Genomic DNA, 17,158 nt, shown 5'->3' on the forward strand with positions numbered 1-17,158 from the left:
CGCAATCTGCCTGACTCATGTTGAAACTCGTACAACTACAACGGGGCTAGGTCATACAAAGAAGCAACCATTAACCGTCCTCGTCATCTGACTCTGCTACCACGCTGCTACCAGGACAGGACAAACCAGCGCCATCTGCCGCCACGTGGGCGATACCCTGACTTGTGGTTTCTTGTGGGCCTAGGTTGTCTGAGGTTGGACTTTCGGAAGTTCGTAAACCGCAGGCCGCTGGTTCGATTCCAGTCGCCGGCTCCAGCCCTTTCCACAGAATCCCAGGGGCTTGCACAACCGATCCGAGTCGGGATTTTGTTGCGCCTCAATCCCATTCAAGTTGCTTGATGACAGGAGGGAGGTCATTTCTTTCTCGGGAGGAATGATATCAGGAAACTTGTACTAACTCGCAAGGCGGTCTGCTACATACTGTTCAGGGTCGATGACTTCTTGCTTGATAGAACCCACAGGAGGAATCGTCAGAAGGCGCAGTCTGCCCCCCACCGCTCCGGCTTCAATGGCAAACTGCTCTCCATGATCGATCGTGAGGCGGACTGCAATCTTGTACAACGCCTTGGCCTCGTCGATCGAAAAGGATGAGTCGAGGCAATCATCATCCTTGTACAATTGATTGGCGAGACTGCCGGCCAGCACTTCCGGGCGGCGTTTCTCCTCTTTGAAATGAGCGCTTTTATCAAGAAGGACGTTCGCGACGCCGTCTTCTCCGATGAACCGAGCCCCACAGCCATGGGCGCTTAACCGGCTCACGCGCTCCGTCGTCACATGCCAGTTGCCCCGGCCGTTTTTTCTCCACCGGATTTCGCGCACTGTAACCAGTGGAGTTTCTCTCTCATAGCCGGCCACTGCTACATAGGCCACATGCTCATTCGAGGGAGGGGGAAGGTTCGCCGCTTTCGGTGGCTGAATCCCAGTGTGTTCTCGATACGTCTGCTCGAGCTTTTTGGCTAACCTATCGGCTTGGGCCTCCAGGGACTGTAGTTTTGACGATCGTGCGAGTTCCCGACATACCTCATGAAAGCGCTGGTACAGGTATAGATTCTCTCCATACCACCCTTGCAGTGTGCCAGCACTCCGTAAGCCGAGTTGGCACGTCTTGTCGACTTGAGCAGGAGGCGGAACAGTGGAGCCCAACAGGACCGCATCGGCCCCGATGATAATGCCTGTCGAAGTAAGAAAGATCCCAATCAGTGATCCCAGCATGATGCAACACTTTTATTCTGGAAGTAGAAGCAGAGTATGAGATTATTTTGTAACATTTCAGATCAGGGCTTGTCACTTTAACCTACACCAGAGGAGGCAGGTCAGGAATCCCATTCATCTATGTCGGTAAATAAAGGACGGTAATTTATGGCATCGAGTTCCGCCGTAGAGAAGCCGACTCCGACTAGTCAAGGAAACCGCGCTTGATGGCGTAGCCTATGAGCTCGGCGTTGTTCGTGAGGTTCATTTTTTTGAGGATGCGCACTCGGTAGGTACTCACGGTCGTCACGCTCAGTTCCAATTCTGTCGCAATAGCTGACAGGCCCTTACCTGTGATGAGCAAACGGAAGACTTGATCCTCGCGTTTGGACAGGGTCTCATGAGGCAGACTGGGAATCCTGGCATTGACGCCTATGGCCAGGTTCCGTCCTACCTTCTCGCTGGCGAGCTCCTGATGTTTCCCCACGGTTTCCCCTGCGCGAGTGACCTCGGACAACTCGGCTTTCTTGCCGACATTGCCGTTCGTCCCTGCCCTGAACTGTGACACTGCACTCGTAAGCCGGCTGGCAAGCTGTTGGGACGTCTGTTGCCGCCAGATCAGCAGGACGATGACGAATGAGGTCCCGACAAAGAAAATCCATCGAAGCAGATCATCCCAATCGTGAATCGCCATTGAGTTGAGCGGATGTAGCAGAAGATAGGCGGCTCCGGCGCCTGCAAGGACGGTGGCAAGCAACCCGGATCCCAGACCTCCATAGCAGGTGCTCACAATGACGGCCAACAGGGGAATGAACAGGTTTGCTCGATCACTAAAGGCCATCAGGTGGGTCGAGATAAAAATCCCGATGCCAACTGTTGCGACAGAGAGACAATATCTCCAGAGGGCGGCCAGGATCGGAGTCCAGGCAACAGCATCGAGGTCAAGAAGTTGGCCTGGAGCGCGAGTCAAAGGTCCCGGCGAGTGTCCGTATGACATAACAAATCATTTTGTCGACGATGTAACTGGACGGAAGGAGCAGCAAGATCAATACCATTTGTGGTGTTTCTACGTTACCCCGATGCAATCTAGTACAACCACGCTATCTTCAACAATGTCACTATGCATTCTTGTCAACCATCTAGCGACGCTTCTGTCTGAATTGTGAAATTTCGCACAACGCGCTCAGCACGTAAATGATACCCCACGCTTCTGTCGGAATTGTGAGATTCCGCACAGCTCGCTCAGCGCGTAAATGCACCATTCGTATTCTTCTGCGTTCTTCAGTTCGAAATGTTGAACAGAACTGGACAGAGCTGGCGGCAATAGGTGCGAATAAATTGTCTAATAAATTATGCACATGCAGCCGTTGTCACCTGTCATTCAGGGCGAGTACCTGCAATGTCGAATGAATACGACAATCAGGTAAGCAGTTTGCCTGCGTAAGAACTTTACTACAAGACGTTGTAGAGAGAATTTGACGGCTGAGTAAACCCTTGCTACATCTGTTTTATTGCGGATTGATGTGGCTCGAAGCCATTTTTAGGCAAGCGACGTCCACAAAAATGCCTATCGGCAGGATTCGCACATGAACCAGATTGTCCTCATTGCCTTGCGCAGGCCTTACACCTTCGTGGTCTTTGCCCTCCTCATCGTGGTCTTCGGGACCTTGTCGGTGCTCCATATGCCGACCGATGTCTTCCCGAATATCACGATTCCTATCACCTCCGTGGTCTGGGATTACGCCGGCCTGCTGCCGCAGGCTGTGGAAGGGCGCATTACGTATTTGTTCGAGCGCGCCCTGACCGCGACAGTGGAAGGCATCAAGTACATCCATAGTCACTCGTACTTCGGCTTCGCTATCACCAATATTTATCTGCAGGACGGGGTGGACGTGGGTAGGGCCGAAGCCGATATTACAGCCATCGCGCAGAGGGTTGTCAGGTGGCTGCCGCCGGATATTTCCCCACCCATGATCATGCGTCTCGCGCCATCCGCTATCCCGGTGGCCATGCTCGAAATCAGCTCCGACAGCCTGACACCCGCGGAGCTCTATAACCTCGCCTTCATGCGGATCAGGCCCCTCCTTGTGACGGTCAACGGGGCGATCCTGCCGCACCCCTATGGCGGTCAGGACATGCAGGTCATGATCAACCTCGATCAGCAGAAATTACTGGCCCGCCATCTCACGCCGGCCGATATCCACGATGTGCTCCTGCAGCAATACCGCGTGCTCCCGACCGGCGACATCAAGATCAAGCCGACCGACTGGATCGTCCAGACGAATGCCTCGCCGCTGCAGATCGAGGAGTTTGCCAATATTCCCGTCAAGCGGGAAGGCAACGCGTTCGTCTATATGCGCGACGTTGCTACTGTGCGCCTCATGGGCCGGGTGCAACAGAATTCGGTGCTGGTGAAGGGCAAGCAGACCGTCATCATCGTCGTGATGAAGAGCACCGAGGCCTCGACCCTGGATGTGGTCGAAGGGATCAAGAAGATGATGCCCCGCGTCCAGGAAGTCATCCCGGATGGCGTGAAGATCAGGCTCCTCGACGATGCCTCGACCTTCGTCAAGGATTCGATCTCAGACGTCGTCCATGAAATGGTGACTGCCGGTGCGCTGGTCGGCCTCATCGTGCTGGTGCTGCTCGGCTCCTGGCGACCGACGATCATCGTCGCCACCACGATTCCGCTCTCGATCCTGACCGCACTTATCGGCCTACATTGGCTCAACGAAACAATCAATATCATGACCCTGGGCGGGTTAGCGCTGGCCGTCGGCATTCTAGTCGACAACGCGACTGTGATGATCGAGAACATCGATACCCACCTCGCCATGGGGAAACCACTGGAGCAGGCGATTATTGACGCCTCACAGCAGCTTGTTCTCCCGACGTTTGTCACCACCCTGTGCATCGCGGTCGTTTGGTTCCCGCTCTTCGAACTCGGGGGCGTCGGGGGCTACCTCTTCAAGCCCATGGCAGAGGCAGTCATGATTGCGATGCTCGCGTCCTTTGTCCTGTCGTTCACGCTCCTGCCAACCATGGCAAAGTACATACTCCGGGTTCACCACGCGTTGCAGGGGGACGAGCATGACACACGGCCGGCGAAGGAGCCGTCTGGCATCTTCAGGCGCTTCCAACGCGGGTTCGACCGGTTCCGTGATCGCTACAATGCGCTGCTCGAACGAGTGATCGCCCATCGCAGCGCCTTCGTCATGATCTCGCTGGCGATCGCGGTGGGTTCCCTGTCCCTCTTTTTCTTCCTCGGCCGTGATTATTTCCCCGAGATCCGGTCGGGCGTGATTCAGATGCATATGCGGGCGCCGCTCGGAACTCGTATCGAGGCATCCGGACGTATCGCCACGCTGGCCTCCGAGTCCATCGAGGAACTGCTGCCCGGTCAGGTCGAAAATATCGTCAGTAATTGCGGCCTGCCTGTCGGTCCGCACAACCTCGCCTTCATTCCGACGCCGACGGTCGGTTCCCAGGATTGCGATCTGACGATCCTCTTAAAGAATGAAAAGTCGCCGGTGTGGGAGTTTCGGCGCATTCTCCGCAAAGGCTTGACGGAGCGCTACCCGGGCACCGAATTCACGTTCCAGCCCTCCGACCTTACGGCCAAAATTCTCAACTTCGGCGCCCCGGCGCCGATCGACGTGCAGGTCAACGGTCCGAACATGTATCCCAACTACGAGTTCGCCCGCAAATTGGCGGCCAAGTTTAGCGAGATCCCCGGCACCGCGGATGTGGTGATCCAGCAAACGATGAGCACCCCGACCCTTACGGTCAAAGGCAATCGCACGTTCGGACTCGGTGTGGACAGGACCCTGAAGGACATGGCCGAGAATCTGCTTATGACGACCGCCGGCAGCCAACAGGTCGACCAGATGTTTTGGCTCGATCCCAGTACCGGCATGTCGTACCTGATCAATGTCTATACGCCACAGGCGCAGGTCAATAGCATTAATAGTCTGAAGACCATCCCAGTCAACTCTTCGAGTAATTCTTCGAACGATCACGATGTGCAGCTGCTCGGTAATTTGGCTCACCTGTCCGTGGAAGGTACGCCGGGCATGATCACGCATGGGAACATCATGCCGCTGTTCGACATCTATGTCTCCGCCGAAGGGCGTGACCTGGGCGGGGTGCTGGCGGATGTCGAGAAGGTGGCCAACAGCATGAAGCAGGAGATGCCGAAGAGCGCGGCGCTCGAAATCCATGGCCAGGCCGCGCTGATGTATGAGGCCTATACCGAGCTGATCTTCGGTCTGCTCGCCGCGATCCTGCTGGTCTATCTGCTGATCGTCATCAACTTCCAATCCTGGCTCGACCCCTTCATCATCATTACGGCCTTGCCCGGCGCCCTGGCGGGCATTGCGTGGAGTCTGTTCGCGACCCAGACAAATCTTTCCACGCCGGCGCTGACGGGTGCCATCATGACCATGGGCACGGGGACTGCCAATTCGATCCTCGTCGTCTCCTACGCTCGCGAACGGCTCGAAGAGCACGGCAATGCATTACGGGCCGCGATCGAGGCCGGGAAAGCCCGGTTCCGTCCGGTGCTCATGACGGCCTCGGCCATGATCATCGGAATGGTTCCCATGGCGACGGGCTATTCCCAGAATGCGCCGCTGGGTCGCGCGGTCATCGGCGGCTTGTTCGTGGCCACAGTCTTCACGCTGTTTTTCGTGCCCTGTGTGTATGCGATTATCTACAGCAGACGAGTGGCTCCGCAAAAAGGAGGCGCCTCATGATGACGACACTCCGTGGAACACGCACGCTCCTTTTTGCGGTCCTGCTTTTTTGTGGGTTCTATTTCGGCTATCGGGCCTATGAAAGCAGAACGGAGGCCTCAGCGGTACACGACGAGCCGCTCGATGCGGCCATCCCGACCGTGGCCGTTGTCTCTCCGAAGCCGCTTTCGGCGACCGAGACCATTACGCTTCCCGGCACTATTGTGGGGTGGTACGAGGCGCCGATCTATGCACGTGTCACGGGTTATGTGAAGATGTGGTACAAAGACTACGGCGACCAGGTCAAGAAGGGTGACGTCCTCGCCGAAATTAGCACGCCGGATCTCGACGCCGAATATCGGCAGGCCCATGCGGATCTGGAATCGGAGCGCGCGAAGTATCGGCTCGCTGAGGTGACTGCGGAGCGGTGGATCGCACTCCGCCGTCTTCATGCGGTCTCCGAGCAGTCGATTACGGTACAGGAACAAAACATGTACGCCCAGGCCGCCCTGGTCAAGGCCGCGGAGCAAAAGGTCAAGAACATCGAGGCGTTCATTGGGTTCAAAAAGATCGTCGCTCCCTTTGACGGCGTGGTCATCCAGCGCAACATCAACGTCGGGAATTTGGTCACGAAGGAAGGCAATATCAGCACCCCCAATGCGATCTCCAACCTCTTTACGGTAGCTGTCGTCGATAAGTTACGCCTCTTTGTCAACGTGCCAGCAGCCTTCGGGCCCTTTCTCCAACCAGGTCTGACCGCCGACGTCACCGTCCCGCAATTGCCTGATCGCAATTTCACCTTCAAGTTACTGACCATCGCCCGCGGATTCGATGTAAGCACGCGCACCGCAGTCACCGTCTTCACGATCAGCAACGAGGACCGAGCGCTCTGGCCCGGTTCTTACGCCCAGGTCCGCCTTACGGCGCCGATCGAGAGACAAGTCTACACGATTCCGTCCACCGCGCTGGTGTTCCAAGAGCACGGCACACAAGTGGCCGTCGTGACAGAGGAACAGCGCGTGCACTTGAAGCCCATCACGGTGACCAAACCCCTGGATAACGCCGTCGAAGTGGCAGAGCGGTTTTCTCCGACCGACCGTATCATCAACAATCCCAGTGCTGCGTTGCTCGAAGGCAGGAAGGTGCGCGTCGTGACGCCTGCGCCCGGGTATGACCTCGTCACGACGGAAACGCCCGCCTCGAAGGAATAATCTGTAGGGAAACCGAGTTTTGTTCTCCGATCGTTTGCTGATTGCTGGACCTTTCGAAAAGTTTCCTCAGAACACGATCGACTCACCTGGGTCACAATCCTCACTTGGAATGCGAAGGAATGCCCGTCGATCTTTCAACGAAAGCTATCTGTCTTAGGGCTGGTTCAAAAGCAAATGAATAAAGAAGGAGGCATGGTATACATATGAAAACGTTAATCATTGTGGCTCGGGACTCTATGTTAGGTGAGTTGGAAAAGCTCTTGAACGATACCGGCGTCAATGCGTACACCATACTGAGCAACGTCATGGGCAAGGGTGTCACTGGTCGAGTGTTTGGGACCTTCCTCAAGCCTGACATCAACTCCATTATTTTTTCGGTTCTCCCATCCGAACTCGCAGACAGGGCAGTCAGCGCGCTCAAGGCGCTTCACGCGGCACGAGGAAAGGCTACACACGGGCAGCCTGTCGCCCTCAAGGTCTTTACTTTCCCTTGTGAAGAACATGTGTAGTGCTATGGAGTACAAACCGCCAGTTTGCTTTTAGAGAATGTTTTTTGACAGCAGTCCGATTCGAGATAAACTCAGTTCTATGGCTGTTCGCTTGCAGGAGCATCATGGAACAACTGTTGGGATATATTATTTATTGCATAGCGTACGCGGTACTCCGCTTAGTTGGAGTTAAGGCCCCAAGTTGGCGAGCTCGCAATATCACATCCATGGTCGTTTTCTTCGTTTCCCTTGTTACAGCTGTTGCTTATCTCGCTAGACCCATACCATGAGTCGTTGCCTACTGCGGCCGATTGATGGAAGGCCCTTCGGCACCCGACCATTGCGACCGCGAGCAGCATGAAGGCCCCTGTCGGGATAACCGGGTGCTCACGAGTCATCGCGGACCCTCCGAAAATCCAGCTCCGCCGAATTAAATAGTCAGCATCATTCTCTTCACTTGGCCTTTAAAATCTGCGCCGTATTCACCGATCAAATCACTTCCTGAAGTGAGAGTGCGAGAAAGTTATATTCCCCATGTTGATTGGACGAAAGGCGGCTGTTAGGAGCCGAAAGAGACTCTCAATTCAATGAGGTTAAGCAATCCTCGAAGTAGCTTGAATTGCGGGGGACTAGCCAATCGTCATCGCGCGGTTTCGCTCAGCGCGCACCGTGTGAAACGCGAATAAGCCTCTGCAGGTTGACCGTCACCAGTTACATGAATCGGCACTGTGTTGTCCCCCTCCTGTTGGATTTGACCCTCTTTCTGAGCCATTTCGGAACGCCCCTGGAGCCCCTCTACACGTGGGACCAAGACTTGCCTGTTTCTCCGACTCTTCCTTAGCAGATGTGGTGAATCTTCGCATAACCTGGAGTTTCAAAGCGCTGATCAGATCCAGGGAGGGGCGTATGCTGCAACAAGCATTTCTTGGCGATCAGATTCTCGACGTGGTGAGAGCGAATTTTGGATGTACCATGGATGAGTTGATCCTGAGCTTGCCAGGGGTGAGTTGGTCCGAGGTCTTTCTCGAAGTTGATCGCATGAGTCGGTCAGGCCAGTTGCAGCTCACCCAAAATAGTGCACGAATGGTTACGACGCTTCGTGTAGTCTGAACTTCGTGGAACCAGTGCAGCCCGTATTGTGGAGGCCGGTCCGTCATTGTCACATGACTCGCAGAATGGAACCGGGTGGAGGCTCTGGCAGTGGGCCAGCTCCTTTCTGCTCAGACGTGCTTTCTTCTTCCCTGGGAGAGGTCTCCACCCCCATTCTTGAGGCATTGGTATGGTGGCTCTGTGAATGCCAAAACCACAACACTCCTTCCGGTGATCCTGCTTGCCCCAGCAGTATCAGCAAACGGACTGCTGCCGAAGGAAGAGTAGCCACATGGCTTGTCCCGCCAGCAAAATGTCTGATGAGGGGAGCGAGAGCCTTAACGCGAAGACACACGGGGTGCTGAATGAACGCGTCCCGCGAGAACGTCAATCCCGAGAAGACCGTGTCTTAACATGGTGGGTCAGCGTCATGATGGCCATGGTCTTCCTCATTCTCGTCTTGTTCTTGGTCCAAGTTATTTTTTCGGGGCCGAAAAACAGGCATCCAACGGAAAGCGCGTGGTACTGCAACCCTTTGCCGCTCTTCAAAATTCTCAGTCGGGATCGCCCGATCCCCGTCTCCCCACCATCTCACTGGATCCTACAAGGGGAGCCAACGAAAACATATCAAGGTCGCGCGAAAGAAGGCGTTGCGAGGCGCTGGCGCCCAGAACATCTTCGCCATCGACAAGAAATCCGGAACCCCGGTGGATATTCCTCCCCTATACACTCTCTCTCTTTTATCTGGATGGGCGGTGAAATTCATAGGATAACTCCTCAGTCAAATCCGTATTTGGTTAAGAGTTTTTGAACGTGAGTCGTCATCAGGAAATCGGAAAACTGGTCTGCGACAGAGCGTAATGAGGCTCGACAGGTCGAGGCAACTGCTTGTCCGAACTGAATCGGCACAGGGGTTTCCATTAGGGTTTCATCACTGATGCGCACATACACGCTGTCGACCGTGTTTACGCGATAGATCAAACCCACATCGGCCTTGCCTGTGCGAATGAGATCCATAATGTCCTCGCTATGTGGCGCATAGAGAATGTTGAAACGGCTTTTATACGTGGGAGAGAGTTTTGTCAGCACCCGCGCCGTGACCTCTCCCAAGTAGGACGTCTCAGGATCCCCGAGGGCGATGCGTGTAGTTCGATTCGCCAGCGCATCGCGAAGGGAAATCATTGTCTCTCGGGAGTCCGACGACATCACGAGGACGAGGGATGTCTGCGCAAAAATCCGAGGGCGGCCGTTCAGTGTCAGTCCCTTCTTGTGCAGGTACTCGACTTCTTCCACTCCCGCCGACAAAAAGACATCGATCGGCGCTCCTTTTTCTATTTGTCGAAGAAGCGTTTTCGACGGCGTGTACACGATGTGGACCACCGCACCGTATTCGCGCTCGAACATCGGCAGGATTTCACTGAACGCCGGTCTTAAGCTGGGAGGTGCCCCAACGGTCAGGCCTAGTTCAACCTCAATTTGGGCCACCCTCGCGGCTGCTTGCTGATGCCCCTTCTGCGCCGCGAGCCTGTAAAACGTGAGGGCCTTCTTGAGATCCTTCAGTCCGCCCAGACGGCCCGATTCAAACGCTTCACCCACTCGGAATGCAGCTTCGGGATCTCCGCGGGCAGCTTTTTCTGTGTCGGAGGCATACTCCTGGGCGGCTTTAGGATTCAGTGGGTGTGGTGCCTGTGCCGTGACATCACCAGGGCTGCCGGCCATGGAAACGAAAAGCGCCACAAGCATGATGGTCCCAACGGCGGTCATAGCAACCTCCACAGCTGCTCTTGGAAGTCTGGGCAGGCATCGTTGCATGTGTTCAAGCCCAGTGAAGACTGATGAACATAATCGGGTCGTCTATTGGCGGTCACGCGCTGGTTGAGAAGAGGCGAGTGTCGATTCGGGAGATAGCAAGTTACCCCATGTTGCCCTCCATGAGGTAGATGGGAGCAGGACATTGCCAGCCGCCAGCTGATTTGTCAAATTCGACCTGCCTCTATAGTTGTACCAACTTCGATCTGCCTGTGACTCACATAGAACTGGCACAACTACATGAGGGCATCTCAGGAGAAGAACAGGTCGCTGGTTCGATCCCAGTCGCCAGCTCCATAGACCTTCGTTGATCGAACCACTGCCTTCACCCATTCGACCCTGCGGTTCGCGGATTAGTCTCCGCATGACCATGGGCATCGGAGCTCTGTTGATTCGTTTAAGAAAGCACTCTAGGGGGGCGGTGGCAGGAGGTCCGTATCCCGAAAGTTGATGGCAAGCATAACGGTGTACTGGTTATAAAATGCGTCTCCTTCATACAGCGGCGTCGAGCGGATCAGTCGTCCGGTCTTCTTATCGATGAAGTCGATCGAAAAACGCGCGAGACCTCGCTGTCTTTGGGCCTTATAGAAGGCAAGCTCCGGAACCGCAATAGGGAGTAACCCGCCGGAGATCTGTGGGATTCCAACAAACGTCAGATCTTGGAGCGTTCCAAAGGCGTCCAGCGTGACTCGGGCAGTCAAGGATTCTTTCCCATCTTTCGGCAAATTGAGCCCTTCTCGACTGAGCCACTTCTCGATCAGCGCCGTCACGAATGCCTGGTCTCCTGTGAGACCCACTGTCTCCACCGCGACCGATCGTCCTGGTGCAATCGGCAACACGGCATCGATGAGCCCCCGCTTCAGCGATTGGGCTAACAGGAGCTGTTCGGTTGGCGATCTCGCCGATTTCGTGGTCTCGTAGGTTGATGAGCAGCCCGACAGGAACAGGCTCCACATGATCCCTATGAGAAACCATGCGCAACCAATCCAAGGACGGATTGTATCTCTCTCAGAATATCGGAAGGTGTGGGGTCGAGCGACGTCCATGGGATTCATGGGTACAACCTCTCGCAATTCGGTCGAAGTGACGCGACTTCACATGAAGGTCTCGCGTCCTGTCCTCGGGTGTGCAAAATTCTATCGATTCTCCACCATGCACATCGCCTCTGAAGAGGTAAACCATTTTGTTCCTGGTGGACGGAAATTCCACGCGGTCGCAAGTGCCTGACAGGTGAGGTTGGCCAGCGTATCTTTCGGTGGTCGAGTCTCAAACGTTGTATACCGCGCACTGCCACTCCAATGCACTCGGCCGGACTCCATCTGTACTCCTCGAACCGTAACCATCGGAGCTCGATAATCACCCCCTCTGTCCACGAATACGACTTCTTGCACAGCATGTTTCTTCGCTGCTTGGAGAATCGCGGCTTCGTCCGCAAGTGTGTGGGCTACTTCGGTGCTCTCAGTGTCGATATCAATGGCTAACATACTCCGTTCGAGGACAGACAGCCCTCGCTTCTGCAACCAGGTGGTGGCGACCCCGACGGCACCGGGATCATTTCCCCAGACGACCGTCGGTGTGCCGGGTCGAGGAAGATCAGCGAGAAACCCATCCGTCACCGGGGGAGAGCTGCAAGCGGCAAGCAGCATCAATAATCCGAGGTTGCCTATTGCACCTCTCATAGCCGGCCTCCAAAGAGAATCTTTTGATTTTTCCGTCCAGCCTGTAAAGGGGAACGCGATCGACTCCGAGTTCAGGCCGTCGACTTGCAGAACCCTGAGACCATAGTGATCTCAGTCGGGCGCACCATAGCAGAACTACGAACGAGAAGGCTATAGAGTTTTTCGCGACGCCCGTCCATTTGAAAATTTTCTATTTATTCTTGGCCTGAAGGATCGGGCCAAGGAACGCCTACGCCACACGTCCGAAGGCAAGAATCGCATCCGTATCTATCCATCGACCAGGATCCTGGAAGAGATGAATCTCTCCTCCAGGATCACACGCGGTGCCGGTCAGCTGCCGGAAGCCGGGTCTGTCGTCAGTGATGACGGATCGGTTGACGAGGGATCGGCAAGGGAGGGGAGGAGATTGTCTACAGGGGAACCCTGGTCTTCGGCGTTGTTGGTCCGGTCAGAAACGGCTTGAATTGAGTCGGTCGCTGGTGGTTCGGTGGCGACGGTGGGGAGGATCATATGTTCCTTTCCGACTTTCCGCAATTCAAGATGTACGCGCCGATTCATGTTGCGGCACACGTCGCTGGTGTCGAGGCAGAGGATGCCCTCCTCACCCAGGCTCACCACCTTGATCGCTTGGGCTGAGACGCCAAGACCGACCAGGTACTCTTTCACTTTCTCGCCACGCATGAGCCCCAGCTTTTTGTTGTAACTGGCTGAACCCTGTTGGTCGGTATAGCCCTGCACGAGGATGCCGAGATCTGGATTGCTCTTGGCCAAATCGGCTTGCGTCGCGAGGATGGCCTTCGCGTCGTCGGTGAGGCCCTTGTGACCTACTTCGAAATAGATATCTGTGTGGATGCTGTCGGGTTTGGTGACCTGAGTGGTGATGACGGGCTCGGTGATCGGGCTCGTAGTGGTTTTGAGGACGTTCGTAACCTGTGCGCCGGTCAGGCTCTCAGCAGGGGTCTTTGAGGCGTAGGACTGTTCCTGCCCCGAGTAGTACCAGAAGGCTCCGATCGTCCCGGCCAGCAAGAGGACCAAGCCGGAGAGAATATAGACCTCCTTTATATCCTTATTGGGACCGATGACAGTCGGCGCAATCGCACCTGAGCTGGTTTGGCATGGATTTTTTTGCATGGGGTAACCCTCCATTTGACGATAAAAGGTTCAAAGTTGTGGCTATAATAATTACTGGTTCAGAAACAGTGAACGGCTTTAGACCTGTGTCACCCCCTTCCAGTGGTTCACTTGCGTGTCGATGGCCATGGGCCAGAGCAACCGGAGTGCCAGTGGGGAGGGTGATGGAATCGAGAAAAGTGTAAGGAAAGTTCAGATGTTCAGAGTATGCGGTGAATCTCAGAGGGTTGCGGGGAAACTGCGCCCAGCACGTGATGCGGGGGTAGCCACGCATGGGTTCTGACAAGAAAGAATATGTTGGGATCCCGGACCATCGCAAGATGGTCCGGGCGAGAAATTGCTCATTGAAGTACGGTATAGATTTGATCTGCGGTGATGGTCACCGAAGCATCGCTGTACGTCCCATGGGCTCCGACGGTGTTTGCCTTCTGGCCCTGCATGAGAGACTGTTCGAGCGCCACGCTGTAATCGTGAAATTGTGTGAAGACCTGTACCTGTCCGTTTGATCCCACCGCGAAGAGCCCTTGGGTCGGATTAGTCGGTACGATTGTGGGAGACACTCCAAGGCTGACGAGATCAGTCGCGACTGGCCCTCGCCAAACATAATGGGCTGCCCCAACTCCTGCCAGGTCGACGACCAATCCCGCATCCGTGTTGCTGACGAACGGCATTGCGGTCGCCGGACGCCAGTTCACCAGCAAGGTGGCGGGATGATCCATGAGGTTCACAATCGTCTGTGCGGTGAAATCGGGTGGTGCGGTTTTGAAAGGCGTCACGAACCCTAGTACTCTTACCGGCGTACCGGATGTCAGCCCCGTTAGGCTCAACGTTCCCGTGGCCACCTGATAATGCGCCGGATCGGCATCCGTGGCCGCCGAGGTTCCTGTTCCGGCAAAGGTGAGCAGTGTAATCCGACGCCCCTCGATACGCTGGATGTTCATTTCTAGCGAACTTGCACTCGTCGTGTTCACGGTGCCTGCTACGGATGTCACGAGCAAGCGGACCAGACCTGTCGTGGCATCCAAGGTATTAGTGGAGACAATAAACGTTCCGAACGCGGTGATGCGCTGGCCGACCGAGATAGCGTCCTTCGTCAGGCCCTGCGTCATCAGGGCTTGTTGTCTGACCCTTGTAGCCGCTCCTACGTTCACCGTGACCGTATCGTGGAACGTGAATGTGCCGTCGCTTCGAATCAGCGAGCCTCCTCGCACGGTCAGCTGATCGCTGGTTCGTGCGATGACCACACCGGTTACGACGTCTCTCGTTCCGCCAGGCACGCTGGAGCCGGCCAGGACCTCATTGGCTTTAAACTGTTTGGTATCGACCTTCCATTGTCCGATTGCTACAGTCGCAGTGCCAATCGTCTTGGCGGCCAATGCTGAAAGCCCCGCGGCTCCCTGATAATCCACTTCATCGATCTCAAAGACTGTACTGCTATCTGTATGAACAGTGACCGACCCGAGTTTACTCAGCGGGACAATACTCAACGGACCAAATATCGGTCGGAGAAACACTTGATAAGTTTGATTCTGTTGGTTGACCGATTCGAGTGGACCGCGAAGCCGCATGGTCTTCGGATTCTGCGGATCCACGTCTGCCACAAGGAATGGTTTGACAGTTACGACAGGCGGATTGACCGTGAGATCCGCGGTATTCGAGGCCTGAAGATTGAAGTCCAGGGTCAGATGCGCGGGAATGCCCGGCGCAATCACCAGGGCACGGCGATTATCGAACGTGACCGCAACGTCGAGCGTCGTGATGGGGTTTCCTTGGCCATCGCGGATGTTCGCTATAGGCACGGAAACTGCGTTACCAGTTGCATCTTCGACTTCGAGATCGGCCGCCGAGAAATCCAACCGCATGCGGGCGGAAACATATGAGCCAGAGGGAATCGTCGCCGCGGTAAAGAATTCCGTCATTGCGACATAATCGGCAAAATTGACGCGCGTGGTTAACGGCAGCGTTTCGACGACCGTTCCGTCCCGTCTGGTTAAGGTGAGGGACTGTACGTCCACCATATAGGAGAGGAAATCGCCCGCCGCATCAGTCATGCTGACCAGCGCCTGGCCATTGGTTGCTGAGGCCGCACTACTCGCACCAGACCCGCTATCGCCTCCGCCGCTGCAGCCAGCCATGGTCAGTGCGACCGTCACCATGCAGAGCCACGTTTCCCATCCCGTCCAACATTGTCCTCGGTGAGTTTCTTGTTTGATGAGCTTCACTGTGGTCCTCCTCCTTGGACTCAAACGAATCATCCCTGGCCCAACTGATGGGACTAACGCAGTCTGAATGAAGAGGTTGACAGAGTGATGGGGTGAAGGCAAGAGACTGCGCCAGCTTTTTTATTTTGAGAGACCCTCGGCCAGGTCTTTCATGTAGGAGTGCCCCACGAACTCACACATTTGCCAAAATTCTTGGGACTTCTCGAACGAGATAGAGTATATTGTCGGTAGACAGGGGATGGGGTCCCCCGTAAACCGCCTCGGCCAGGCTGATGACTCCTACGCTACTCCCACTGCCGTAGCCGCGGAGCCGTCGCCGATAGTGGTGACAACCGGTCTGAAGCAGTCGCGAACCACCTGGCCGGAACGGAGGACTCCTGCATGGAATCGATCTTTATCACTGTCTCCCTGTGGCTCGCTCTTGCCGTCGTTTCTGCTCTCATTGCTTCCTCGCTGCGGCTTTCCATCGCATTAGTTGAAATCTGCGTCGGCGTTGCCGTTGCTGCAGCAAGTGGTTTCTTTGGATTGGGAGATGTCTTCGCTGCCAATTCAGAGTGGGTTCGGTTTCTCGCTGCCTCTGGAGCTGTCGTTCTGACTTTTCTTGCCGGCGCGGAGCTGGATCCAGACGTGATCCGTGTGAAATTGACCGAAGTGAGCGTCGTCGGATTGATCGGATTCCTGGCGCCGTTTCTGGGCTGTGCTGCCGTGGCCTATTACATATTGGAATGGGATGCTAATGCGAGTTGGCTCTGCGGCGTGGCGCTCTCGACAACTTCTATGGCCGTTGTCTATGCAGTGATGCTGGAAACCGGATTCAATAAGACGGAGTTCGGGAAGGGGATTCTTGGATCTTGTTTTATCAATGACCTGGGGACCGTGATCGCGCTGGGTCTGCTGTTCGCTCCGTTTACCTATAAGACCTTGGTGTTCATCGCAGGAACTGTTGCTGGTCTTATGTTGTTACCGTCTTCGACAGCGTGGCTCACCAAACATTATGCGTTCCGCACTGCTGCGATCAGGACGAAGTGGGTCATGCTGATTCTGTTTGCACTGGGTGCCTTGGCTCTGTGGTCCGGAAGCGAAGCGGTCCTACCGGCGTATCTCGTCGGCATGGTGCTCGCCGGGAGCGCTGCGAGAGACGCGCATTGGATGAGGCGGCTACGGACACTGACAGTAGGATTTCTCACGCCCTTTTATTTTCTTCGAGCCGGGACGCTTGTGTCTCTGCCGGCATTGCTGGCTGCGCCGCTGATCTTTGTCGCGTTGCTTTTGGGCAAGGTGGCCTCGAAGATTTTCGGCCTCTATCCCTTCATCAGCGCCTTCCGTCAGGATCGGAACGAACGGTGGTACTACACACTCCTCATGTCGACCGGCTTAACGTTCGGGACAATCTCGTCTCTTTACGGACTGGCACATGGGTTAGTGACTCAGGAGCAGTATTCCTTTCTTGTGGCGGCAGTTATTGCGAGTGCAGTTGTTCCCACCCTGATCGCGGGCATTGCCTTTGTCCCTGTCCACCTGCTGACAAAAGCCGAGCAGCCAGGCAAAGCAGTACGACGTATCAACGGTCTGAGCGACGAGGGTTAGGGAGAAGATACAGTTGAT

General features: G+C 55.4%; 12 protein-coding genes and 1 riboswitch. Of the genes, 5 read left to right on the top strand and 7 right to left on the bottom strand.

Features of this window, described 5'->3' with window-relative positions; genetic code table 11:
- Positions 1-393: 393 nt before the first annotated feature.
- Together VEI50_15065 and VEI50_15070 are read right to left on the bottom strand one after the other, a co-directional pair.
- Positions 394-1,212: a hypothetical protein gene (locus VEI50_15065; protein ID HXX76449.1), complete on the bottom strand. Its 819-nt coding sequence runs from the start codon at positions 1,210-1,212 to the stop codon at positions 394-396.
- 184 nt (positions 1,213-1,396) lie between these two features.
- Positions 1,397-2,188, bottom strand: a complete 792-nt coding sequence (locus VEI50_15070) for a LuxR C-terminal-related transcriptional regulator (GenBank protein HXX76450.1) — start codon at positions 2,186-2,188, stop codon at positions 1,397-1,399.
- A gap of 589 nt (positions 2,189-2,777) precedes the next feature.
- Between VEI50_15070 and VEI50_15075 the strand changes: the two genes are divergently transcribed.
- From VEI50_15075 to VEI50_15090, 4 genes are all read left to right on the top strand, one after another.
- On the top strand, positions 2,778-5,945 hold the full coding sequence (locus tag VEI50_15075; protein HXX76451.1) for an efflux RND transporter permease subunit: 3,168 nt from the start codon (positions 2,778-2,780) through the stop codon (positions 5,943-5,945).
- On the top strand, positions 5,942-7,135 hold the full coding sequence (locus VEI50_15080; protein ID HXX76452.1) for an efflux RND transporter periplasmic adaptor subunit: 1,194 nt from the start codon (positions 5,942-5,944) through the stop codon (positions 7,133-7,135). Before VEI50_15075 ends, VEI50_15080 begins: the two co-directional genes overlap by 4 nt.
- A gap of 203 nt (positions 7,136-7,338) precedes the next feature.
- Positions 7,339-7,644, top strand: coding sequence for a hypothetical protein (locus VEI50_15085; GenBank protein HXX76453.1), 306 nt, complete (start codon positions 7,339-7,341; stop codon positions 7,642-7,644).
- 885 nt (positions 7,645-8,529) lie between these two features.
- Positions 8,530-8,733 carry a hypothetical protein gene (locus VEI50_15090; protein HXX76454.1) on the top strand — a complete coding sequence of 68 codons (204 nt, stop codon included), beginning with the start codon at positions 8,530-8,532 and terminating at the stop codon, positions 8,731-8,733.
- A gap of 756 nt (positions 8,734-9,489) precedes the next feature.
- Here VEI50_15090 and modA read toward each other — a convergent pair.
- From modA to VEI50_15115, 5 genes are all read right to left on the bottom strand, one after another.
- The gene (gene modA / locus VEI50_15095) at positions 9,490-10,476 is read right to left on the bottom strand and encodes a molybdate ABC transporter substrate-binding protein (GenBank protein ID HXX76455.1); all 987 of its coding nucleotides are present in this window, start codon (positions 10,474-10,476) and stop codon (positions 9,490-9,492) included.
- Between the two features lie 455 nt (positions 10,477-10,931).
- Entirely contained in the window at positions 10,932-11,477 is a 546-nt protein-coding gene (locus tag VEI50_15100) for a hypothetical protein (protein ID HXX76456.1), read from the bottom strand.
- 180 nt (positions 11,478-11,657) lie between these two features.
- A complete protein-coding gene (locus VEI50_15105; GenBank protein HXX76457.1) occupies positions 11,658-12,200 on the bottom strand; it encodes a hypothetical protein in 543 nt (180 codons plus the stop codon).
- A 330-nt stretch (positions 12,201-12,530) separates the two neighbouring features.
- Positions 12,531-13,331 (bottom strand): OmpA family protein, encoded by an 801-nt coding sequence (locus VEI50_15110; GenBank protein HXX76458.1) that lies wholly within the window; start codon positions 13,329-13,331, stop codon positions 12,531-12,533.
- Between the two features lie 341 nt (positions 13,332-13,672).
- Positions 13,673-15,553 (bottom strand): hypothetical protein, encoded by a 1,881-nt coding sequence (locus tag VEI50_15115; protein HXX76459.1) that lies wholly within the window; start codon positions 15,551-15,553, stop codon positions 13,673-13,675.
- A 225-nt stretch (positions 15,554-15,778) separates the two neighbouring features.
- A riboswitch (Fluoride riboswitch) is annotated at positions 15,779-15,842 on the top strand.
- A 92-nt stretch (positions 15,843-15,934) separates the two neighbouring features.
- On the opposite strand from VEI50_15115, the gene VEI50_15120 reads away from it, so the two are divergent.
- Positions 15,935-17,140, top strand: a complete 1,206-nt coding sequence (locus VEI50_15120) for a cation:proton antiporter (protein HXX76460.1) — start codon at positions 15,935-15,937, stop codon at positions 17,138-17,140.
- The last annotated feature ends 18 nt before the right edge of the window (positions 17,141-17,158 follow it).

The sequence above is a fragment of the Nitrospiraceae bacterium genome (genome assembly GCA_035623075.1).
Classification (GTDB): domain Bacteria; phylum Nitrospirota; class Nitrospiria; order Nitrospirales; family Nitrospiraceae; genus DASPUC01.

Bases quoted from the DNA above. Each gene is read 5' to 3' on its own strand.
- VEI50_15065 (HXX76449.1), bottom strand. From the start codon at position 1,212: ATGCTGGGATCACTGATTGGGATCTTTCTTACTTCGACAGGCATTATC.
- VEI50_15070 (HXX76450.1), bottom strand. From the start codon at position 2,188: ATGTCATACGGACACTCGCCGGGACCTTTGACTCGCGCTCCAGGCCAA.
- VEI50_15075 (HXX76451.1), top strand. From the start codon at position 2,778: ATGAACCAGATTGTCCTCATTGCCTTGCGCAGGCCTTACACCTTCGTG.
- VEI50_15080 (HXX76452.1), top strand. From the start codon at position 5,942: ATGATGACGACACTCCGTGGAACACGCACGCTCCTTTTTGCGGTCCTG.
- VEI50_15085 (HXX76453.1), top strand. From the start codon at position 7,339: ATGAAAACGTTAATCATTGTGGCTCGGGACTCTATGTTAGGTGAGTTG.
- VEI50_15090 (HXX76454.1), top strand. From the start codon at position 8,530: ATGCTGCAACAAGCATTTCTTGGCGATCAGATTCTCGACGTGGTGAGA.
- modA (HXX76455.1), bottom strand. From the start codon at position 10,476: ATGACCGCCGTTGGGACCATCATGCTTGTGGCGCTTTTCGTTTCCATG.
- VEI50_15100 (HXX76456.1), bottom strand. From the start codon at position 11,477: ATGTGGAGCCTGTTCCTGTCGGGCTGCTCATCAACCTACGAGACCACG.
- VEI50_15105 (HXX76457.1), bottom strand. From the start codon at position 12,200: ATGAGAGGTGCAATAGGCAACCTCGGATTATTGATGCTGCTTGCCGCT.
- VEI50_15110 (HXX76458.1), bottom strand. From the start codon at position 13,331: ATGCAAAAAAATCCATGCCAAACCAGCTCAGGTGCGATTGCGCCGACT.
- VEI50_15120 (HXX76460.1), top strand. From the start codon at position 15,935: ATGGAATCGATCTTTATCACTGTCTCCCTGTGGCTCGCTCTTGCCGTC.